12 protein-coding genes are annotated in these 14,079 nt (G+C 66.8%); 3 read left to right on the top strand and 9 right to left on the bottom strand.

The features are described 5' to 3' along the window. Positions 1 to 41 precede the first annotated feature (41 nt). The 4 genes from NWE53_RS17790 to NWE53_RS17775 all read right to left on the bottom strand — a co-directional run bounded on the left by NWE53_RS17790 (position 42) and on the right by NWE53_RS17775 (position 4,735). A complete protein-coding gene (locus NWE53_RS17790; protein WP_265050707.1) occupies positions 42 to 1,052 on the bottom strand; it encodes a Gfo/Idh/MocA family protein in 1,011 nt (336 codons plus the stop codon). Positions 1,053 to 1,203: 151 nt separating this feature from the next. Further along, on the bottom strand, positions 1,204 to 2,223 hold the full coding sequence (locus NWE53_RS17785) for a Gfo/Idh/MocA family protein (RefSeq protein ID WP_265050706.1): 1,020 nt from the start codon (positions 2,221 to 2,223) through the stop codon (positions 1,204 to 1,206). Between the two features lie 2 nt (positions 2,224 to 2,225). Further along, positions 2,226 to 3,401, bottom strand: coding sequence for an extracellular solute-binding protein (locus tag NWE53_RS17780; RefSeq protein ID WP_265050705.1), 1,176 nt, complete (start codon positions 3,399 to 3,401; stop codon positions 2,226 to 2,228). 149 nt (positions 3,402 to 3,550) lie between these two features. Next, positions 3,551 to 4,735: an ROK family protein gene (locus NWE53_RS17775; RefSeq protein ID WP_265050704.1), complete on the bottom strand. Its 1,185-nt coding sequence runs from the start codon at positions 4,733 to 4,735 to the stop codon at positions 3,551 to 3,553. Positions 4,736 to 4,851: 116 nt separating this feature from the next. Between NWE53_RS17775 and NWE53_RS17770 the strand changes: the two genes are divergently transcribed. From NWE53_RS17770 to NWE53_RS17760, 3 genes are read left to right on the top strand one after another with little or no spacing between them, the layout of a single operon-like run. Beyond that, positions 4,852 to 5,598: a glucosamine-6-phosphate deaminase gene (locus NWE53_RS17770; RefSeq protein WP_265050703.1), complete on the top strand. Its 747-nt coding sequence runs from the start codon at positions 4,852 to 4,854 to the stop codon at positions 5,596 to 5,598. A 2-nt stretch (positions 5,599 to 5,600) separates the two neighbouring features. Then, positions 5,601 to 6,635: an N-acetylglucosamine-6-phosphate deacetylase gene (locus NWE53_RS17765; RefSeq protein ID WP_265050702.1), complete on the top strand. Its 1,035-nt coding sequence runs from the start codon at positions 5,601 to 5,603 to the stop codon at positions 6,633 to 6,635. Between the two features lie 34 nt (positions 6,636 to 6,669). Then, complete coding sequence (locus tag NWE53_RS17760) at positions 6,670 to 7,863, top strand: extracellular solute-binding protein (protein ID WP_265050701.1); 1,194 nt, start codon at positions 6,670 to 6,672, stop codon at positions 7,861 to 7,863. 119 nt (positions 7,864 to 7,982) lie between these two features. On the opposite strand, the gene NWE53_RS17755 is transcribed toward NWE53_RS17760, so the two are convergent. Genes NWE53_RS17755 through NWE53_RS17735 form a run of 5 tightly spaced genes read right to left on the bottom strand, consistent with a single transcriptional unit; the run spans position 7,983 to position 14,058 of the window. Next, positions 7,983 to 9,647 carry an ABC transporter ATP-binding protein gene (locus NWE53_RS17755; protein ID WP_265050700.1) on the bottom strand — a complete coding sequence of 555 codons (1,665 nt, stop codon included), beginning with the start codon at positions 9,645 to 9,647 and terminating at the stop codon, positions 7,983 to 7,985. A 50-nt stretch (positions 9,648 to 9,697) separates the two neighbouring features. Further along, a complete protein-coding gene (locus tag NWE53_RS17750) occupies positions 9,698 to 10,516 on the bottom strand; it encodes an ABC transporter permease (RefSeq protein ID WP_265050699.1) in 819 nt (272 codons plus the stop codon). Between the two features lie 50 nt (positions 10,517 to 10,566). After that, on the bottom strand, positions 10,567 to 11,511 hold the full coding sequence (locus NWE53_RS17745; protein WP_265050698.1) for an ABC transporter permease: 945 nt from the start codon (positions 11,509 to 11,511) through the stop codon (positions 10,567 to 10,569). Between the two features lie 60 nt (positions 11,512 to 11,571). Continuing rightward, the gene (locus NWE53_RS17740; RefSeq protein WP_265050697.1) at positions 11,572 to 13,113 is read right to left on the bottom strand and encodes an ABC transporter substrate-binding protein; all 1,542 of its coding nucleotides are present in this window, start codon (positions 13,111 to 13,113) and stop codon (positions 11,572 to 11,574) included. Between the two features lie 60 nt (positions 13,114 to 13,173). Then, positions 13,174 to 14,058 carry an alpha/beta hydrolase family protein gene (locus NWE53_RS17735; protein WP_265050696.1) on the bottom strand — a complete coding sequence of 295 codons (885 nt, stop codon included), beginning with the start codon at positions 14,056 to 14,058 and terminating at the stop codon, positions 13,174 to 13,176. Positions 14,059 to 14,079: the final 21 nt, after the last annotated feature.

Genomic DNA, 14,079 nt, shown 5'->3' with positions numbered 1-14,079 from the left:
CCGGCGGGATGCCGCATAGGAAGATACAAATCAGATACAAGTCAAGCGCTGCGCCGCGCCGCCTGCAAAATATCGTCGACGAGCCTTTGCGAGCTCAGCGCCTCCTCACCGGTGACGATGGGGTCGCGGCCTTGCGCGATCGCATCGATGAAGTCGGCGATGACGGCCCGGTGGGCATCATGCGGGAAGTCCATGATGTTGGCGCCGCTGCCGGTCGAGCCCTCGGCCTCGACGATCTCCTCGATTCCGTCGAGGAAAGCGAGGCGCAAGCGCCCGCCGATCAGGGCCGCGAAACCCTTGGTGCCGGTGATCTCGATACGCTCGGGATAGCCGGGATAGGCGGCGGTCGTCGTCACCAGCGTGGCGGGTGCACCATTGCCGGTTTCCAGCAACGCCGAGACGTAGTCCTCGGTCTCCATGCGGTGGAGCGCGGTGGTGCGAGCCTGCGCCGCGACGACCCTGGAGACGCCGACGAGCGAGCGGAACAGGTCGAGCGAGTGGATCGCCTGCGTCAGCAGCACGCCGCCGCCATCGCGGGCAATCGTGCCCCGTCCGGGTTCGTCGTAATAGCTCTGGGGGCGCCACCATGGGACGGAGAGGAAAGCGGCTTCGAGCGTGCCGAGTTCGCCCGATTGCAGGGCGGCTTTCAGGCGCAGGCTTGCCGGGCGGAAGCGGTGCTGCAGCACGACGCCGAAGGTCCTGCCGGTGCGGCGCGCGGTGTCGACGAGGCGCTGGCCGCGCTCGCTGGTCAATTCCAGCGGCTTCTCGACGAGAACATGTTTGCCGGCTTCAAGGCAGAGTGCGGAGACGTCGAGATGGCTGCTCGGCGGGGTCAGGACGATGGCGGCATCGACGGCAGGGTCTGTCAGCACGGCATCGAGATCGGTGGTCGTCGGGAAGGGGAATTGTCTGGCATAGGCTTCGGCGCGATCCGGCGTCCGGCTCACGGCCCAGCGCACATCCGCACGATCGGCGAGGTCGAGGAGGCTTTTGGAGTGCGGCAAGGAAGCCGGGCCGAGCCCGATCACGGCGATGCCGAGCTTGCGTGTCATGTCAGGCGATCCCCGTCCTCGTTAAATCGTTTCAACCGCGGTCATCCCGGACAAGCGGCGAAGCCCGCCGATCCGGGATCCATGCCGGAGCGCTTCCGGCAAAGGTTCAGGCATGGACGGGTCTCCGCTGCGCTGCGACCCGGGATGACACTCATGCGTTATTCGGTCGAGCCGGCAGCCAGGCCGCCCTCTCCTGCGCCTCCAGCGCGAGCCGGCAGACGGTGAAGGCGTGGCGCTGGCTCATCGCGGTTTCGCTGCGGGCGCCGATATCGGCGATCAGATTGCGGAAGTAGGTCAGGGGCTCGCTGGAAGCGTCGATGTGGCGGGTGCCGGCCTTGTCGACCAGGAAGACGTGGTCGGTGCCGGGGCGGCCGGCGATGTCGACATATTTACGCAGCTCGATCGTGCCTTCGGTGCCCAAAATGGTGAGGCGGCCGTCGCCCCAGGTCGACAGCCCGTCGGCGGTGAACCAGTCGACGCGGACATAGCCGCCGGCCCTGTCGCTGCGCAGCAGAGCCTCGCCGAAATCCTCGAAGTCGGGCAGATCGGGAACGCCGAAATGGCCGACGCCGGAGGCTATGATCTCGGCGCCCTCAGAGCCGGTGAAATGCAGGAACTGGTCGATCTGGTGCGAGGCGATGTCGGTGAGGATGCCGCCATAATGGCGCTTGTCGAAGAACCAATCCGGCCGGATCGCGCGGTTGAGGCGGTGAGGGCCGACTCCAAGCGTCTGCACGACGCGTCCGATCGCGCCATCGGCAATCAATTTGCCGGCTATTATCGTGGCGGGAACGATGAAGCGCTCGGAGAAGCAGATCGAGAAGATCCGCCCGGTCTCGGCGGCGGCCTTCTCCACCGCGGCAAGCTGATCGAAGCTGGTGACGCCGGGCTTGTCGACCATCACGTCCTTGCCGGCCCGCATGGCGCGGATGGCGATGTCGGCGCGCTCCGCCGGAATGGCGGCACAGACGATCAGGTCGATGGACGCGTCCTCGATCAGCCGGTCGGCCGTGCTCTCCGCCAGATCGGGAAAGCGCTCGCGGAAGCCGGTGAGGACGCGTTCATCGCTGGTCGCGGGGTCGAAGCCGACGCAGGTCGCGCCGGCTTCGAGGAGACCACCGACCATATGGTAGATATGGCGGTGGTCGAGGCCGATGGCGGCAAAGCGCATGGCTACTGGGGAGCTCCGTGGCCGACGCCGATCTCCTGGTCCCAGCGCCGGAAGGCGGCGACGAGGCGCTCGGGCGTCAGCGGCGGGCGGGTCGGCAGGCTGGTGATCAGCCCATCATATTCCGGCCGGCCATATTCGGCGAGGATGTCGCGGCTCTCCTGCGGCGCCATGGCGAGCGTCACGCCCTTCACGGCCGGGCCCGGATAGAAATAGCCCTTGTCGTAGGTCACGGCCTGTGCCTCGGGCTTGAGCATATGGGCCATCAGCGCGACGAGGGCCGGCATCTTGTCGGCTCCCACGCCCCTGGGGATGCACATGAACTGGGTGTCGGGAATCCAGTGCGTGTTGGCGAGGACGAAGACCTTGGCCTCCTTCGGCACGATGCCGAGGACGCGGGGATTGATGTCCCAGCCTAAGGTCGAGACGATGACGTCGCGCGTGCCTTCGCCGAGCTCCTTCATCGTCGCGGCGGTGCCGCCCGGATAGTAGTCGACGCCGGTGCCGAGCTCCTTGAGATAGGCCCAGCTCTTGTCCCAGCCCTTGATCGGGTCGGTCGGGTCGGCATCGCCGAGGATGTAGGGCAGGCCCATGAGCCAGGTCCAGCCGGGGCCTGAATTGACGGGGCGGGCATAGGTGAAGCGCTTCGGGTTCTGCTTGACATAGGCGAGCAGGTCCTCGGCCGTCTTCGGCACGCTCTTGAGGCGCTCGGGCGCATATTCGAAGAGCGGGCCCGACGGGGAATACACGACGGCGACGCCTTCGTTCTGGCCGAAGTTGCGCTGCATCATCAGCGCCTGCTCGTGATAGACCTCCTCCGGCTTCGGCAGGTCCTTGGCGTGGGACTTCCACACGTCGACCCAGAGCCCCTGCTGGATGCCGTCCGACATGGCGCCGGGGCCGGTGAGCACGAGGTCGATATCGACGCGGTTGGCCTGCTGCTGTGCCTTGAGCTTGGCCGGCAGCTCGGGCGAAGGCGCGCGCGAGAAGTTCAGCCGCGAGATCAGCTTCGGATTGTCCTTGGCGAACTTCTCGATGGCCGCCTGCGTCAGCTGCAGGTTGCCGGCTACGTCGATAATGTTGAGTGCCACGGGGGCGCTCTGCGCCAGCGCTCCGCCGGCTTTCAAGGCGGCGAGGCCGGCTGCTCCGGCCATGACGGTACGGCGTGTCGGATAAGTCATGTTCTCTCCCTGGGTTCACGGCTCTCTTGTGTCGATGCCGTCCGCGGCATCGGGAGCTCTAGCCTGGGATACTAGTGCACCACTCGTGCGTGCGCCAGCGCATTCCGCGGCATGGCGGGCATCGGATTGGAGCATATGGCGCGAGTGGATCAGCCTCTTTCCAGCAGCAGCGCCTCGGTCGCGCGGCTGAGCAAAGGCGCTGCGGCGCCGTGAATCTCATAGAGATGGCTGGCTGGCACGCCTGCGAGGTCGGGTACCGCGAAGCCGTCCATCGTGCCTTCGGCGCGGAACAGCGTGTTGAACCGGGCCCAGAGCTGGGGATTGGCGGAGAACGGGCCGCTCACCGCGATCCGCGCGGGGAAGAGCAGGCGGCAGGCATTGGCAAGCGCGCGGGCGAGGAGTTGTGCCGCCGTCTCGATCTCCGGCAGAGCAAGCAGATCGAGACCGGCGAGCTGCCGGGCGAGGCGGATTTCGTCCTGGTCGAGGTCGGGCCAATGGCGCCGCAGCGCCGGCAGCAGCGACCAGAGCGCGGCGCCGGTCTCGAGGCAGGCGGTGTTGCCGCAGCCGCAGGGGCGCCCGTCCAGAGCCGCCAAGCGCCAATGCCCGATCTCGCCGAAGGAACCTGCCGGCGCGAAGGGCTCGCCGTCGACGGCAAAGCTGAGGCCGATGCCCCAGCCCCAGTGCAGCAGGATGGTCCCACCCGCGAACTGCTCGGGCTCGCGCGCGGCGCGGGCCCGCAATTCGGCGTCGAGATTGCGGCAGATCTCGACGGGACCGGCGACTGGCGCGAGCACGGCGCCGATGTCGAGCCCGCGCATGCGCGGCCAGCGCGAGGCCAGCAGCCATTGGCCGCGCTTCAGATCGATCAGGCCCGATAGCGAAACGGCGGTGCCGGCATGGCTCATGCCGGGCGGCATCGCGTCGAGCAGGTCGCGCGCCAGCTCGGCCATGGCCTCGGCGATCGCGGCATTGTCGGCTTCGCCGGCGATGGCGCGGCGGCGTTCGGCGACGAGATGGCCGTTGAGATCGACCAATGCGCCCGAGAGGGACTGGCTGGAGACATAGATGACGGAAGCGCCGATGCGGCGGGTATGGGCGACGAGAATCGCCGGCGGCCGCCCGCGCCCGGCGGCCTCGCCGACGGTCTCGATGACGAGGCGGCGCGCGATGAGATCGCCGACGACGCGCGAGACGCTGGTCGAGCGCAGTTCCAGCATGCGGCCGATATCGGTGCGCGAATGGGCCTGGCCGTTCAGGATCAGCCGGTAGATGCGCGCGCAGTCCCGGTCATGGGCGAGGGAGAGGCGGTTCTCGTCGAGGGTCAGCAGCGACACGGCGGGCTCTATTAAGAACGGTTGCGTTCAAAATTAATCATTGCGTTTCGGGCTGAGCTTCATAAGCTCGTTGCCAGAATATCGAAAATTTCCTGACGTAAAAGGTTCAAAAATCGATGATCGAGATGCATCTCGCCTCCGACAAGGAGACGCTCGGCCGGCAGGCAGCGGCGCTCGGAGCGCAGGCGATCCGGGATGAGCTTGCCCGCCACGGCGAGGCGACGATCATCGTGGCGACCGGCGCGAGCCAGTTCGAGATGCTGCAGCATCTCGTGGCGGCCGAGGGCATCGACTGGTCCAAAGTCACGGCGTTCCATCTCGACGAATATGTCGGCCTGAGCGAAAGCCATCCCGCAAGCTTCCGCCGCTATCTGCGCGAGCGTTTCATGGCGCCGCTCAACAACGCGCCGCGCTTCATCCCCGTCGACGGCGAGGGCGACCCGCAGGCGGCGGTGGAGCAGCTCAATACGCTGATCGCTGGCCGGCGCATCGCCGTCTGCTTCGCCGGGATCGGCGAGAACTGCCACCTTGCCTTCAACGACCCGCCGGCCGATTTCGAGACCGAGCAACCCTATCAGGTGGTGTCGCTGGACGAGGCCTGCCGGCAGCAGCAATTCGGCGAGGGCTGGTTCCCGAGCTTCGAGGCGGTGCCGCAACAGGCGATCTCGATGAGCATCCGCCAGATCCTGAAGAGCGAATTGATCATCCTGGCGGTGTCCGACACGCGCAAGGCCGAGGCCGCCAAGGCGGCGCTGGAAGGCCCGGTGAGCAATCTCGCGCCCGCCTCGATCCTGCAGACGCATAAGCGTACGGTGCTGTTCATCGATCCGGCGGCGGCCTCGCTGCTGGAGCGGAAGGGCTGACGATGCGCACGCCCGGTCTCGTCGATCTGCAGGTCAACGGCTTTGCCGGAGTGGACTTCAACTCCGGCACGATCACGGCCGCCGAACTGGACCGGGCGCTGGAGGCGATGCTGGCGACGGGCGTCACCATCTGCCTGCCGACGATCATCACCGCGCATCCGCAGGAGCTGGAAGAGCGCTTCCGGGCGCTCGACAGGGCGGTGAGCGAGAGCCGGCTCGGGCCGCTGATGTGCCCGGGCTATCACCTCGAAGGGCCATTCCTGAACCCGTCTGCCGGCTATGCGGGCTGCCATCCGCCGGAGGCGATGACGGCCGCAACCGCCGAACTGGTCGCGCATCTCGAAACCTTGCTGTCGCGGCCGATCCTGATGGTGACGCTGGCGCCGGAGGTCGAGGGCGGCGTCGCGCTTGCCGGCAAGCTGGCGGGAATGGGCAAGGTTGTCGCCATCGGGCATTCCGCCGCGGATTTCGAGACCGTCGCGGTCGCTGCCGATGCAGGCGCGACGCTTTCGACCCATCTCGGCAACGGCCTGCCGCAGCAATTGCACAAGCTCGTCAATCCGCTTTTCGCGCAGCTCGCGGAAGATCGGCTCATGGCGGGCTTCATCGCGGATGGCATCCATATCCACCCGAAAGCCCTCAAGAGCCTGATCCGGGCCAAGGGTTTCGAACGCTCGATCCTCGTCACCGATGCGGTGGTCGCAGCCGGCGCCGTGCCGGGGCGCTACAGCTTCGCCGGCATGCCGGTCGACCTCGCTGCCGATGGCTCGGTGCGCCAGCCGGGCGGCGCTTCGCTGGCGGGTTCGGCACTGAAGCTCGACGATGCCGTGCGCAACGTCGTGGCCTGGGGCCTCGCGACGCCGGAGGAGGCGGTCGCCATGGCCTCGACCCATGCGCTGGCCTGCATCGCCGCAGCGCTCCAAGCGGCGGGCATCGCCCTGCCGAACAGCGAGATCGAATGGTCGCCGGAGCTGCACGTCCGCGGCGCGCGGATCGGCGACCTCACCCGCGACTTCGCCGCCCATGCGGCAGCCTGAAGACGTCACCATCCAAAGCAAGAAGGGGAGAACAATGACTGAATTTTCCAAGGGCGTGGATCGCCGCACCGTTCTGGGCGGGCTCGGCGCGTTGACCGTCGGCGGCAGCGGCGCCTTCGCCGCCTCGCCGCCGCTGCCTTCGGCACCGGTCGGCATCAACATCATCGATGTCGGCGGCGCGCTGGCACTGATGCAGCAGGCCTTCGACGATTATCGCAGCGCCAATCCCAAGCTGGTCTCGCGCATCACCTATGTGAAGGCGCCGGCCCCCGAACTGGCGAGCAAGATCAAGGCGCAACAGGATGCGGGCCGCGCCGATCTCGACCTCATCCTGACCGGCTCCGACGGCCTCGCTGCCGGGCTGGAGCAGAATCTCTGGCTCAAGATCTTCCCGGATTTCGCCGACAAATTCCCGAAGATCGAGGAGAATTACGAGCCGGCAGCGCTCAACCTGCACAAGGCGCAGGGCGCGGGCTTCGGCACGGTGGTGAACTACTACCCTTCCGGCCCGCTGCTCGAATACATGCCGGACCGCGTCAAGCAGGTGCCGACCACGGCCGAGGAGCTGCTGGCCTGGGCCAAGGCCAACCCCAACAAGTTCATGTATGCGCGCCCGACCAATTCCGGCCCGGGCCGCACCTTCATGATGGGCCTGCCCTATCTGCTTGGCGACAAGGACCCGCAGGATCCGGTCAATGGCTGGGACAAGACCTGGGCCTATCTGCAGGAGCTCGGCGAGCACATCGAGTATTACCCGGCCGGCACCGGCGCGACGATGAAGGAGTTCGGCGACGGTTCGCGCGACATCATCATCTCGACGACGGGCTGGGACATCAACCCGCGCGCGCTCGGCATCGTGCCGAAGGAAGCCAAGATCCAGACGCTGAAGGGCTTCCACTGGGTCTCGGATGCCTTCTTCATGTGCGTACCGAAGGGCATTCCGAACGATCGCCTCGCCGTCGTGCTCGACATCATGGCGCATGTGTTGACGCCGAAGATGCAGGCCTATTCCTATGACGAGGGTTATCTCTATCCGGGCCCGGCGGTGAAGGATGTGCCGCTCTCGCTCGCGCCGAAGCGCAGCCAGGAGGTGATCGCGGAGTTCGGCCGGCCCGAATATGCCGATCTGATCGCCAAGAACCCGATCGAGCTGCCGCTGAAGCCCGACAAGATGGTCGTCGCCTTCCGCAAATGGGACGAGCTGGTCGGCGCCAAGCGCAAGCGCTGAGTTACTCTACGCCGTCATTCCCGGGCGCCGCGTCAGCGGCGACCCGGGAATCTCCGGACGAGAAGGCTGGAGCCTCCTCCGGCATGAGATGCTCGGGTCTGGCCCGAGCATCGCGCAATTCAGACTGAGGCCGGCGCCTCGGCCTCGCCCAGCCGCCAGAACAGCCTGACGCCGCCGTTTTCGGTGCTTTCGAGGCCAGGAACGGCGGCAAGCAGCTTGCGCGTATAGGCGTGCTGCGGATTGTCGAAGATGTCGTCGCGGGGACCTTCCTCGACGATGCGGCCGTCCTGCATGACGATGACGCGGTCGGCGACCTGCTCGACCACGCCGAGATCATGGCTGATGAACAGGCAGGAGAAGCCGTGCTTCTTCTGCAATTCGTCGAAGAGCTCGAGCACCTGCGCGCGGACGGTGACGTCGAGCGCCGAGACCGGCTCGTCGGCGATCACGAAGCCCGGCCGGCGCACGATGGCACGCGCGATCGCGATGCGCTGGCGCTGGCCGCCGGAGAGCTCGTGCGGATAGCGGTCAGCGAAGCCGTCCTTCAGACCGACCTCGGTGAGAACCTCGGCGACGCGCGCCTTCCTGTCGGCCGGAGTCATGTCCGGTACGAGGCGCAGCGGCTCGGCGACGAGCTGGCCGATGGTCATGCGCGGGTCGAGCGAGGAATAGGGGTCCTGGAAGACCATCTGACAGTTCAGCCGATAGTCCCAATAGGCCGTCTCGCTCCGGGTGATCGGTTTGCCATTGAAGCGGATCTCGCCGCCGGCCGGCTTCACCAGCCCGGCGATCGACTGGCCGAGCGTGGTCTTGCCCGAGCCCGAGCCGCCGACCACGGCGACGACCTCGCCCGGCTGGACGTCGAGGCTGATGCCGTGAAGCGCGCGCTTGGCTGCCTCCTTGCGGAAGAAGCCCTGCCGGCCGGGATATTCGACGACGAGGTCGCGCACAGAGACGATCGGCGTCTTTGCCTGCGGCAGGAGTCGCGCCGGCAGCCGATGCGGCATCGCCGAGAGCAGCTTGCGCGTATAGGGGTGCTGCGGCCGGGCGAGGAGGTCCTCGGCCTTGCCCTGCTCGACCACGTCGCCCTGGCACATCACGACAATGCGGCTGCAATAGCGCGCGACCATGCCGAGATCATGCGAGATCAGCAGCACGGCGGTGTCGTTGGCCTTGGTCAGGTCGACCATCAGCTCCATCACGTCGCGCTGGACGACGGCGTCAAGGGCCGTGGTCGGCTCGTCGGCAAGCAGCAGCGCCGGCTTCAGCAGCATCACCGAGGCCAGCATGATGCGCTGGCGCATGCCGCCGGAGAACTGGTGCGGATAGGCGGTGAGCGCCCCTTCCGGATCGCGCAGGCCGACGCGGCGGAGCATGTCGAGGATCAGCGCGCGGCGCGCGGGTGCGTCGAGCTTGCGGTGCAGCGCCAGGCCCTCGTCGAGCTGGCGGCCGATCAGCATCGACGGGTTGAGCGAGGTCATCGGCTCCTGGAAGACCATGCCGACGCGGGAGCCGCGCATGGCGCGCAGATCTTTGCCGCTCATCGCCATGACATCCTGCCCGTCGAAGCGGATGGTGCCGGAGGTGAGCGCGACTGCCGGCGGGATGAAGCCCATCACGGCGCGGGCGGCGAGCGTCTTGCCCGAGCCGGATTCGCCGACGATGCCGACGATCTCGCCGGGGAAGACCTGGAAGGAGACGTCGTTGACGACGCTGCGGCCGGAGGCGCCGATCCTGAGCGTCAGCCCGGAGACGTCGAGGAGGGGAGCGGCGCTCTTGTTCAACGCGTTGTCTTGACGCGAACCGATGCCCACTTCGCTTGAAAACGCCTGTGTCATCGCGAGCCCCTCATCCGCGGGTCGAGCCTGTCGCGCACGGCGTCGCCGAGCAGGTTGATGCCGAGCAGGGTCAGCGAGATGCACAGGCCCGGGAAGATGCCGAGCCAGACGGCCTGGCCGATATAGGGCCTGGAGCCGGCGAGCATATTGCCCCAGGTCGGGGCCGGCGGCGGCACGCCGAGTCCGAGGAAGGAGAGCGCGCTCTCGGCCAGCAGCACATAGCCGAACATCGAGGTCGCCAGCACGGTCAGCGGCGCGATGCAGTTCGGCAGGATATGGCGGGCCATGGTGAAGGCCTCGGAGTTGCCCATGACGCGGGAGGCGGCGATGAACTCGCGCTCGCGCAGCGAGAGCACCGTGCCGCGCACGACGCGGGCGACCGAGGGCGTGTAGGCGATGCCGAGCGCGACGATGATGCCGTATTTGTTGGCGCCGACGACCGCGAGCAGGCCGAGCGCCAGCAGGATGCCGGGGAAGGCGAGCAGCGCATCGTTGAAGGCCATGATCACCCGGTCGATCCAGCCGCGCATATAGCCGGAGAACAGGCCGATCAGCGTGCCGAAGACGACGGCGAGCGAGACGGTGAGCAGGCTGATCCAGACCGAGGTCGCGGCGCCCGCCATCAGGCGCGAGAGCACGTCGCGGCCGAATTCGTCGGTGCCGAGCCAATGGGCGGCGCCGGGCGCCACGAGCTTCTCGCGGAAGGAGAGCTTGAGCGGATCGTAGGGCGTCCAGAGCGCGCCGGTGCCGGCGGCGGCGAGAAGGATGCCGATCAGCGTGCCGCCGACGATCGCATTGGGGGCGGGGAGTTTCATTCGGCCGGGCTTCTTCATGGTGCCGCCACCGCTCGTTGTGCTGTCGCTGCTCATTGCGCAGCCACCCTTGGATCGAAGACCGGATAGCAGAGGTCGATGACGAGGTTCACCAGCACATAGGTGAAGGCGACGAAGAGCATGCAGCCCTGGATCACGGGGTAGTCGCGCGCGAAGATCGCATCGACCAGGAGGCGTCCGAGGCCGGGGATGGTGAAGACCGTCTCGACCACCGCGATGCCGCCGAGCAGGTTGCCGAGCACGAGGCCGATCAGCGTCCAGGTCGGGCCGAAGGCGTTCTTGAAGGCATGGCGCCAGAGCACCGCGCTCTCGGAGAGGCCCTTGGCGCGGGCATGGGTGATGTAGTCGAGCCTGAGCACTTCCAGCGTCGAGGCGCGCGCCATGCGCAGGATCACGCCGATCTCGTGCAGGAACAACGTCATGATCGGCATGACGAGGTAGAGAATGCCGGCCCAGGGGTTCTCGGCGATCGAGACATAGCCGACGACGGGCAGCCATTCGAGCTTGAGGCCGAAGAAGAGCAGGAGCAGCAGGCCGAGCCAGAAGGTCGGGATCGAAAGCAGCAGCGTCGCCGTGGCGACGAGGCCGAGATCGATCGGCGTGTCCTGCTTCCAGGCGGCGATCACGCCGGCCGGCACGGCGACGAAGCTTGCCAGCAGCACGGCGACGAGCACGATCTGCGCTGATATCCAGAAGCGCTGCAGGATGAGCGGCAGCACGGCCTGCTGCGACGAGATCGACTGGCCGAAATCACCGGTCAATACCTTGCCGAACCAGATGCCGAACTGCGCCGGCAGGCTCTGGTCGAGGCCGAGCCGGGCGCGCAGGTCGGCCAGGCTCGCGGGCGTCGCCAGGTCGCCCAGCATCAGCTGGGCGGGATCGCCGGGAATCAGCCGGATCAGGACGAAAACCGAGACCGACACGATCAGCAGTGTCGGCAACGCCATCGCGATCCGCGTCAACGCAAATCGAAACATCGAAGACCCTCCCAAGCCTTGTTGCCGGCCCCGTCCGATGCCGCGGCCGGCTGCGCCGCCTTACTTCGCGACGCCGACTTCCCAGAGCCGCAGCTGCGACGCCCACGGCGTCACGCCGGTCACGCGCTTCGAATGGGCGATGATGTCGAGGTCGTTATGGGTGAAGATGGTCGGCACCTGATCGATGAAGCGCTTGTGCAGCTCGTCGAAGATCTTCTGGCGCTCGGCCGTGTCGGTCACCACCATCGACTTCTGGATCAGGTCGAGCGCTTCGGGATCCTCCCAGACCTTGCGCGGCTGCTTGTCCTTCGGGCCGGCGATCTGCTCGAAGCCCAGCGCAGGGTCGAAGCGGCTCGAATAGGAGAATGCCTGGATCTGGTAGTTGCCCTTGTTGTAGCGGTCGAGCTGCGTCGCCCATTCCAGCACCTCGATCTCGGCGTTGATGCCGGCCGCCTGCATCATCGCCTGCGCGATGACGGCGGTGTTGAAGCTCGGCACGCTCGAGCGCTTGTTGGCGAGGATCACGATCTTCTCGCCCTTGTAGCCGGCCTTCTGCAGCAGGGCCTTGGCCGCGGCGGGGTCGTATTTGAAGCCCTGCTTCTCTGCCTCGCCGTAATATTTCGAGGTCGTGTAGACCGGCGAGTTGTTGGGCTTGCCGAGGCCGTTGCTGACATTGGCGACGAGCTCGGGGAAATCGATCGACGCGGCGATCGCCTGACGCAGGGCCTGGTTCTTCAGGAGCGGATCGCGGGTCTGGATGATGAGGCTGTGCCGGACCGGATTAGGGGCGATCGCGAGCGCGACGTTGGGCGCGCCCTTGAGGTCGGGCACGTCCGATTCCGGCATCAGCGCCATGTCGAGCGAGCCTGCGAGCAGGCCTGCCTTCACCGTCGCGGCGTCGGGGATGACCATGAAGCGGGCTTCCTTCACCAGCGGGCGCTTGGAGCCGATATAGCCGTCGCGCTTGTCGCCCTTGGGCGATGTGTACTGGTCGAAGGCGAGGAGCTGGACCGACTGGGCGCGCTTCCATTCGCCGAGCATGAAGGGACCGGTGCCGATGGGCTTGTCCCAGCTGCCGTCGGCCTTCACAGAGTCCTTGTGGATGACGGCCGTGCCACCGCAGTCGGCGCGGGCGAGCGAGTCGAGGAAAAGACCGTTCGGCTCGTTGATCTCCATAACGAAGGTGTCGGCATCCGGAGCGGTGGCCGAGACGACCTTGAGGCCGTTGCGACCGTCGAAATCGGAGAGACAGCGCCAATCGGTCTTCGGGTCCATGTAGCGGGTCCAGCTCCACAATGCGTCCGCCGAGGTCATCGTGGCGCCGTTGTGGAACTTCACGCCCTTGCGCAGGCGGAAGGTATAGGTCTTGCCGTCCGCGGAGATGTCGACCTTCTCGGCGAGCAGCGGGCCGACCGAACCGTCTTCGGCATAGCCGACGAGCCCCTCGACGAAGTGCAGCACGACCGCGTCGGTGTTGCCGTCCCGGTTCACGCCGGGATTGGTCGAGCGGATATCGGCATTGAGCACAGCTGTCAGCGTTTGCGCGTGCACCGCGCCCGCCGAAAAGGCGAGCGCGAGGGCGGAAGCGAGCAGGCGGTTCATGGTCATTCCCCTGTTGTCGTGGGCGACATTCTCGTTAGGCGTTCGTGCCGGCGCCGATCGTCAGGCCGCCTTGCGGGCGGCGCGGAGGCGGATGAGCTCGGCGGCGAAGAAATCCTCGACGACCGGCACGACCTTCACCCCGTCATGCGGCGTGTTCGGCACCAGGTCGAACCGCGCGGCAATGCCGTTCTCCTTGAAGGAATCGCGCAAGCTCGCCAGCCGCTCGGGCCGCGTGGCGCCGGCATGGTTGGCGTCAGGAATCCAGTTGCGGCCGCCCGGCTTGTGGGTGATCTCCCAGGTCTCGAGATCGGCGGCGCCGACGACCATCTGCACCGGCACCTTCTTCATGGCGGGGATGTCGAGCTGCTGGCCGAAGAGCTCGGCGAAATTGCGCGTACCGACCCACCAGTCGCGAGTCGGATCGAGCAGGGTCACCGAGCCCGGCGCGCCGATCGAGACGCCCCAGAGCTTATGCGGCTGCAGCATCAGGAAGCGATGGGCGAAATGGCCGCCGCCGGAATAGCCGAAGAGGCCGAAGCGGTCGAAGGCGATGCCGTAGCGTTCGGAGATCTCCTCGACGATGGCGAGCAGCACATGGTCGTAACGGAGATTGCCCTCGCGCATGTATTTGAAGCCGTCGCGATAGCCGTCGCCCATCACGCCGATCGGGAAGAGCGGCGCCAGGATGATGCAGTTGTTCCAACGGGCGAAGGACGAGAAGGCGTCGCGATAGCCGGTGAAGCCGCGGCCGGTGCCGTGCATCGCCACGACCAGCTCGGGCGCCTCGCCGGTCTTGCCGAGGCCAGGGGGCACATACAGGCAGTAAGCGAAGCGGGGATCGTGTTTTGACGCATAAATCGAGGTCGGGCCGTATTCGTAGAGCGCCTTGGCACGCGCTGCCGCCTCGATCTCGGGCTTGCCGGTCTGTTCTGCCACGGCGCTCACGGTCTCTCTCCTCTGGCGAAT

The organism is Bosea sp. NBC_00550 (assembly GCF_026020075.1).
GTDB lineage: Bacteria > Pseudomonadota > Alphaproteobacteria > Rhizobiales > Beijerinckiaceae > Allobosea.
Note: the sequence above shows the minus strand (reverse complement) of the source record. Positions and strands in the feature narration are given on the sequence as shown.

Coding starts and splice junctions, on each gene's coding strand:
- NWE53_RS17760 (WP_265050701.1), top strand. CDS start 6,670: ATGACTGAATTTTCCAAGGGCGTGGATCGCCGCACCGTTCTGGGCGGG.
- NWE53_RS17765 (WP_265050702.1), top strand. CDS start 5,601: ATGCGCACGCCCGGTCTCGTCGATCTGCAGGTCAACGGCTTTGCCGGA.
- NWE53_RS17790 (WP_265050707.1), bottom strand. CDS start 1,052: ATGACACGCAAGCTCGGCATCGCCGTGATCGGGCTCGGCCCGGCTTCC.
- NWE53_RS17770 (WP_265050703.1), top strand. CDS start 4,852: ATGATCGAGATGCATCTCGCCTCCGACAAGGAGACGCTCGGCCGGCAG.
- NWE53_RS17750 (WP_265050699.1), bottom strand. CDS start 10,516: ATGAAACTCCCCGCCCCCAATGCGATCGTCGGCGGCACGCTGATCGGC.
- NWE53_RS17785 (WP_265050706.1), bottom strand. CDS start 2,223: ATGCGCTTTGCCGCCATCGGCCTCGACCACCGCCATATCTACCATATG.
- NWE53_RS17740 (WP_265050697.1), bottom strand. CDS start 13,113: ATGAACCGCCTGCTCGCTTCCGCCCTCGCGCTCGCCTTTTCGGCGGGC.
- NWE53_RS17780 (WP_265050705.1), bottom strand. CDS start 3,401: ATGACTTATCCGACACGCCGTACCGTCATGGCCGGAGCAGCCGGCCTC.
- NWE53_RS17745 (WP_265050698.1), bottom strand. CDS start 11,511: ATGTTTCGATTTGCGTTGACGCGGATCGCGATGGCGTTGCCGACACTG.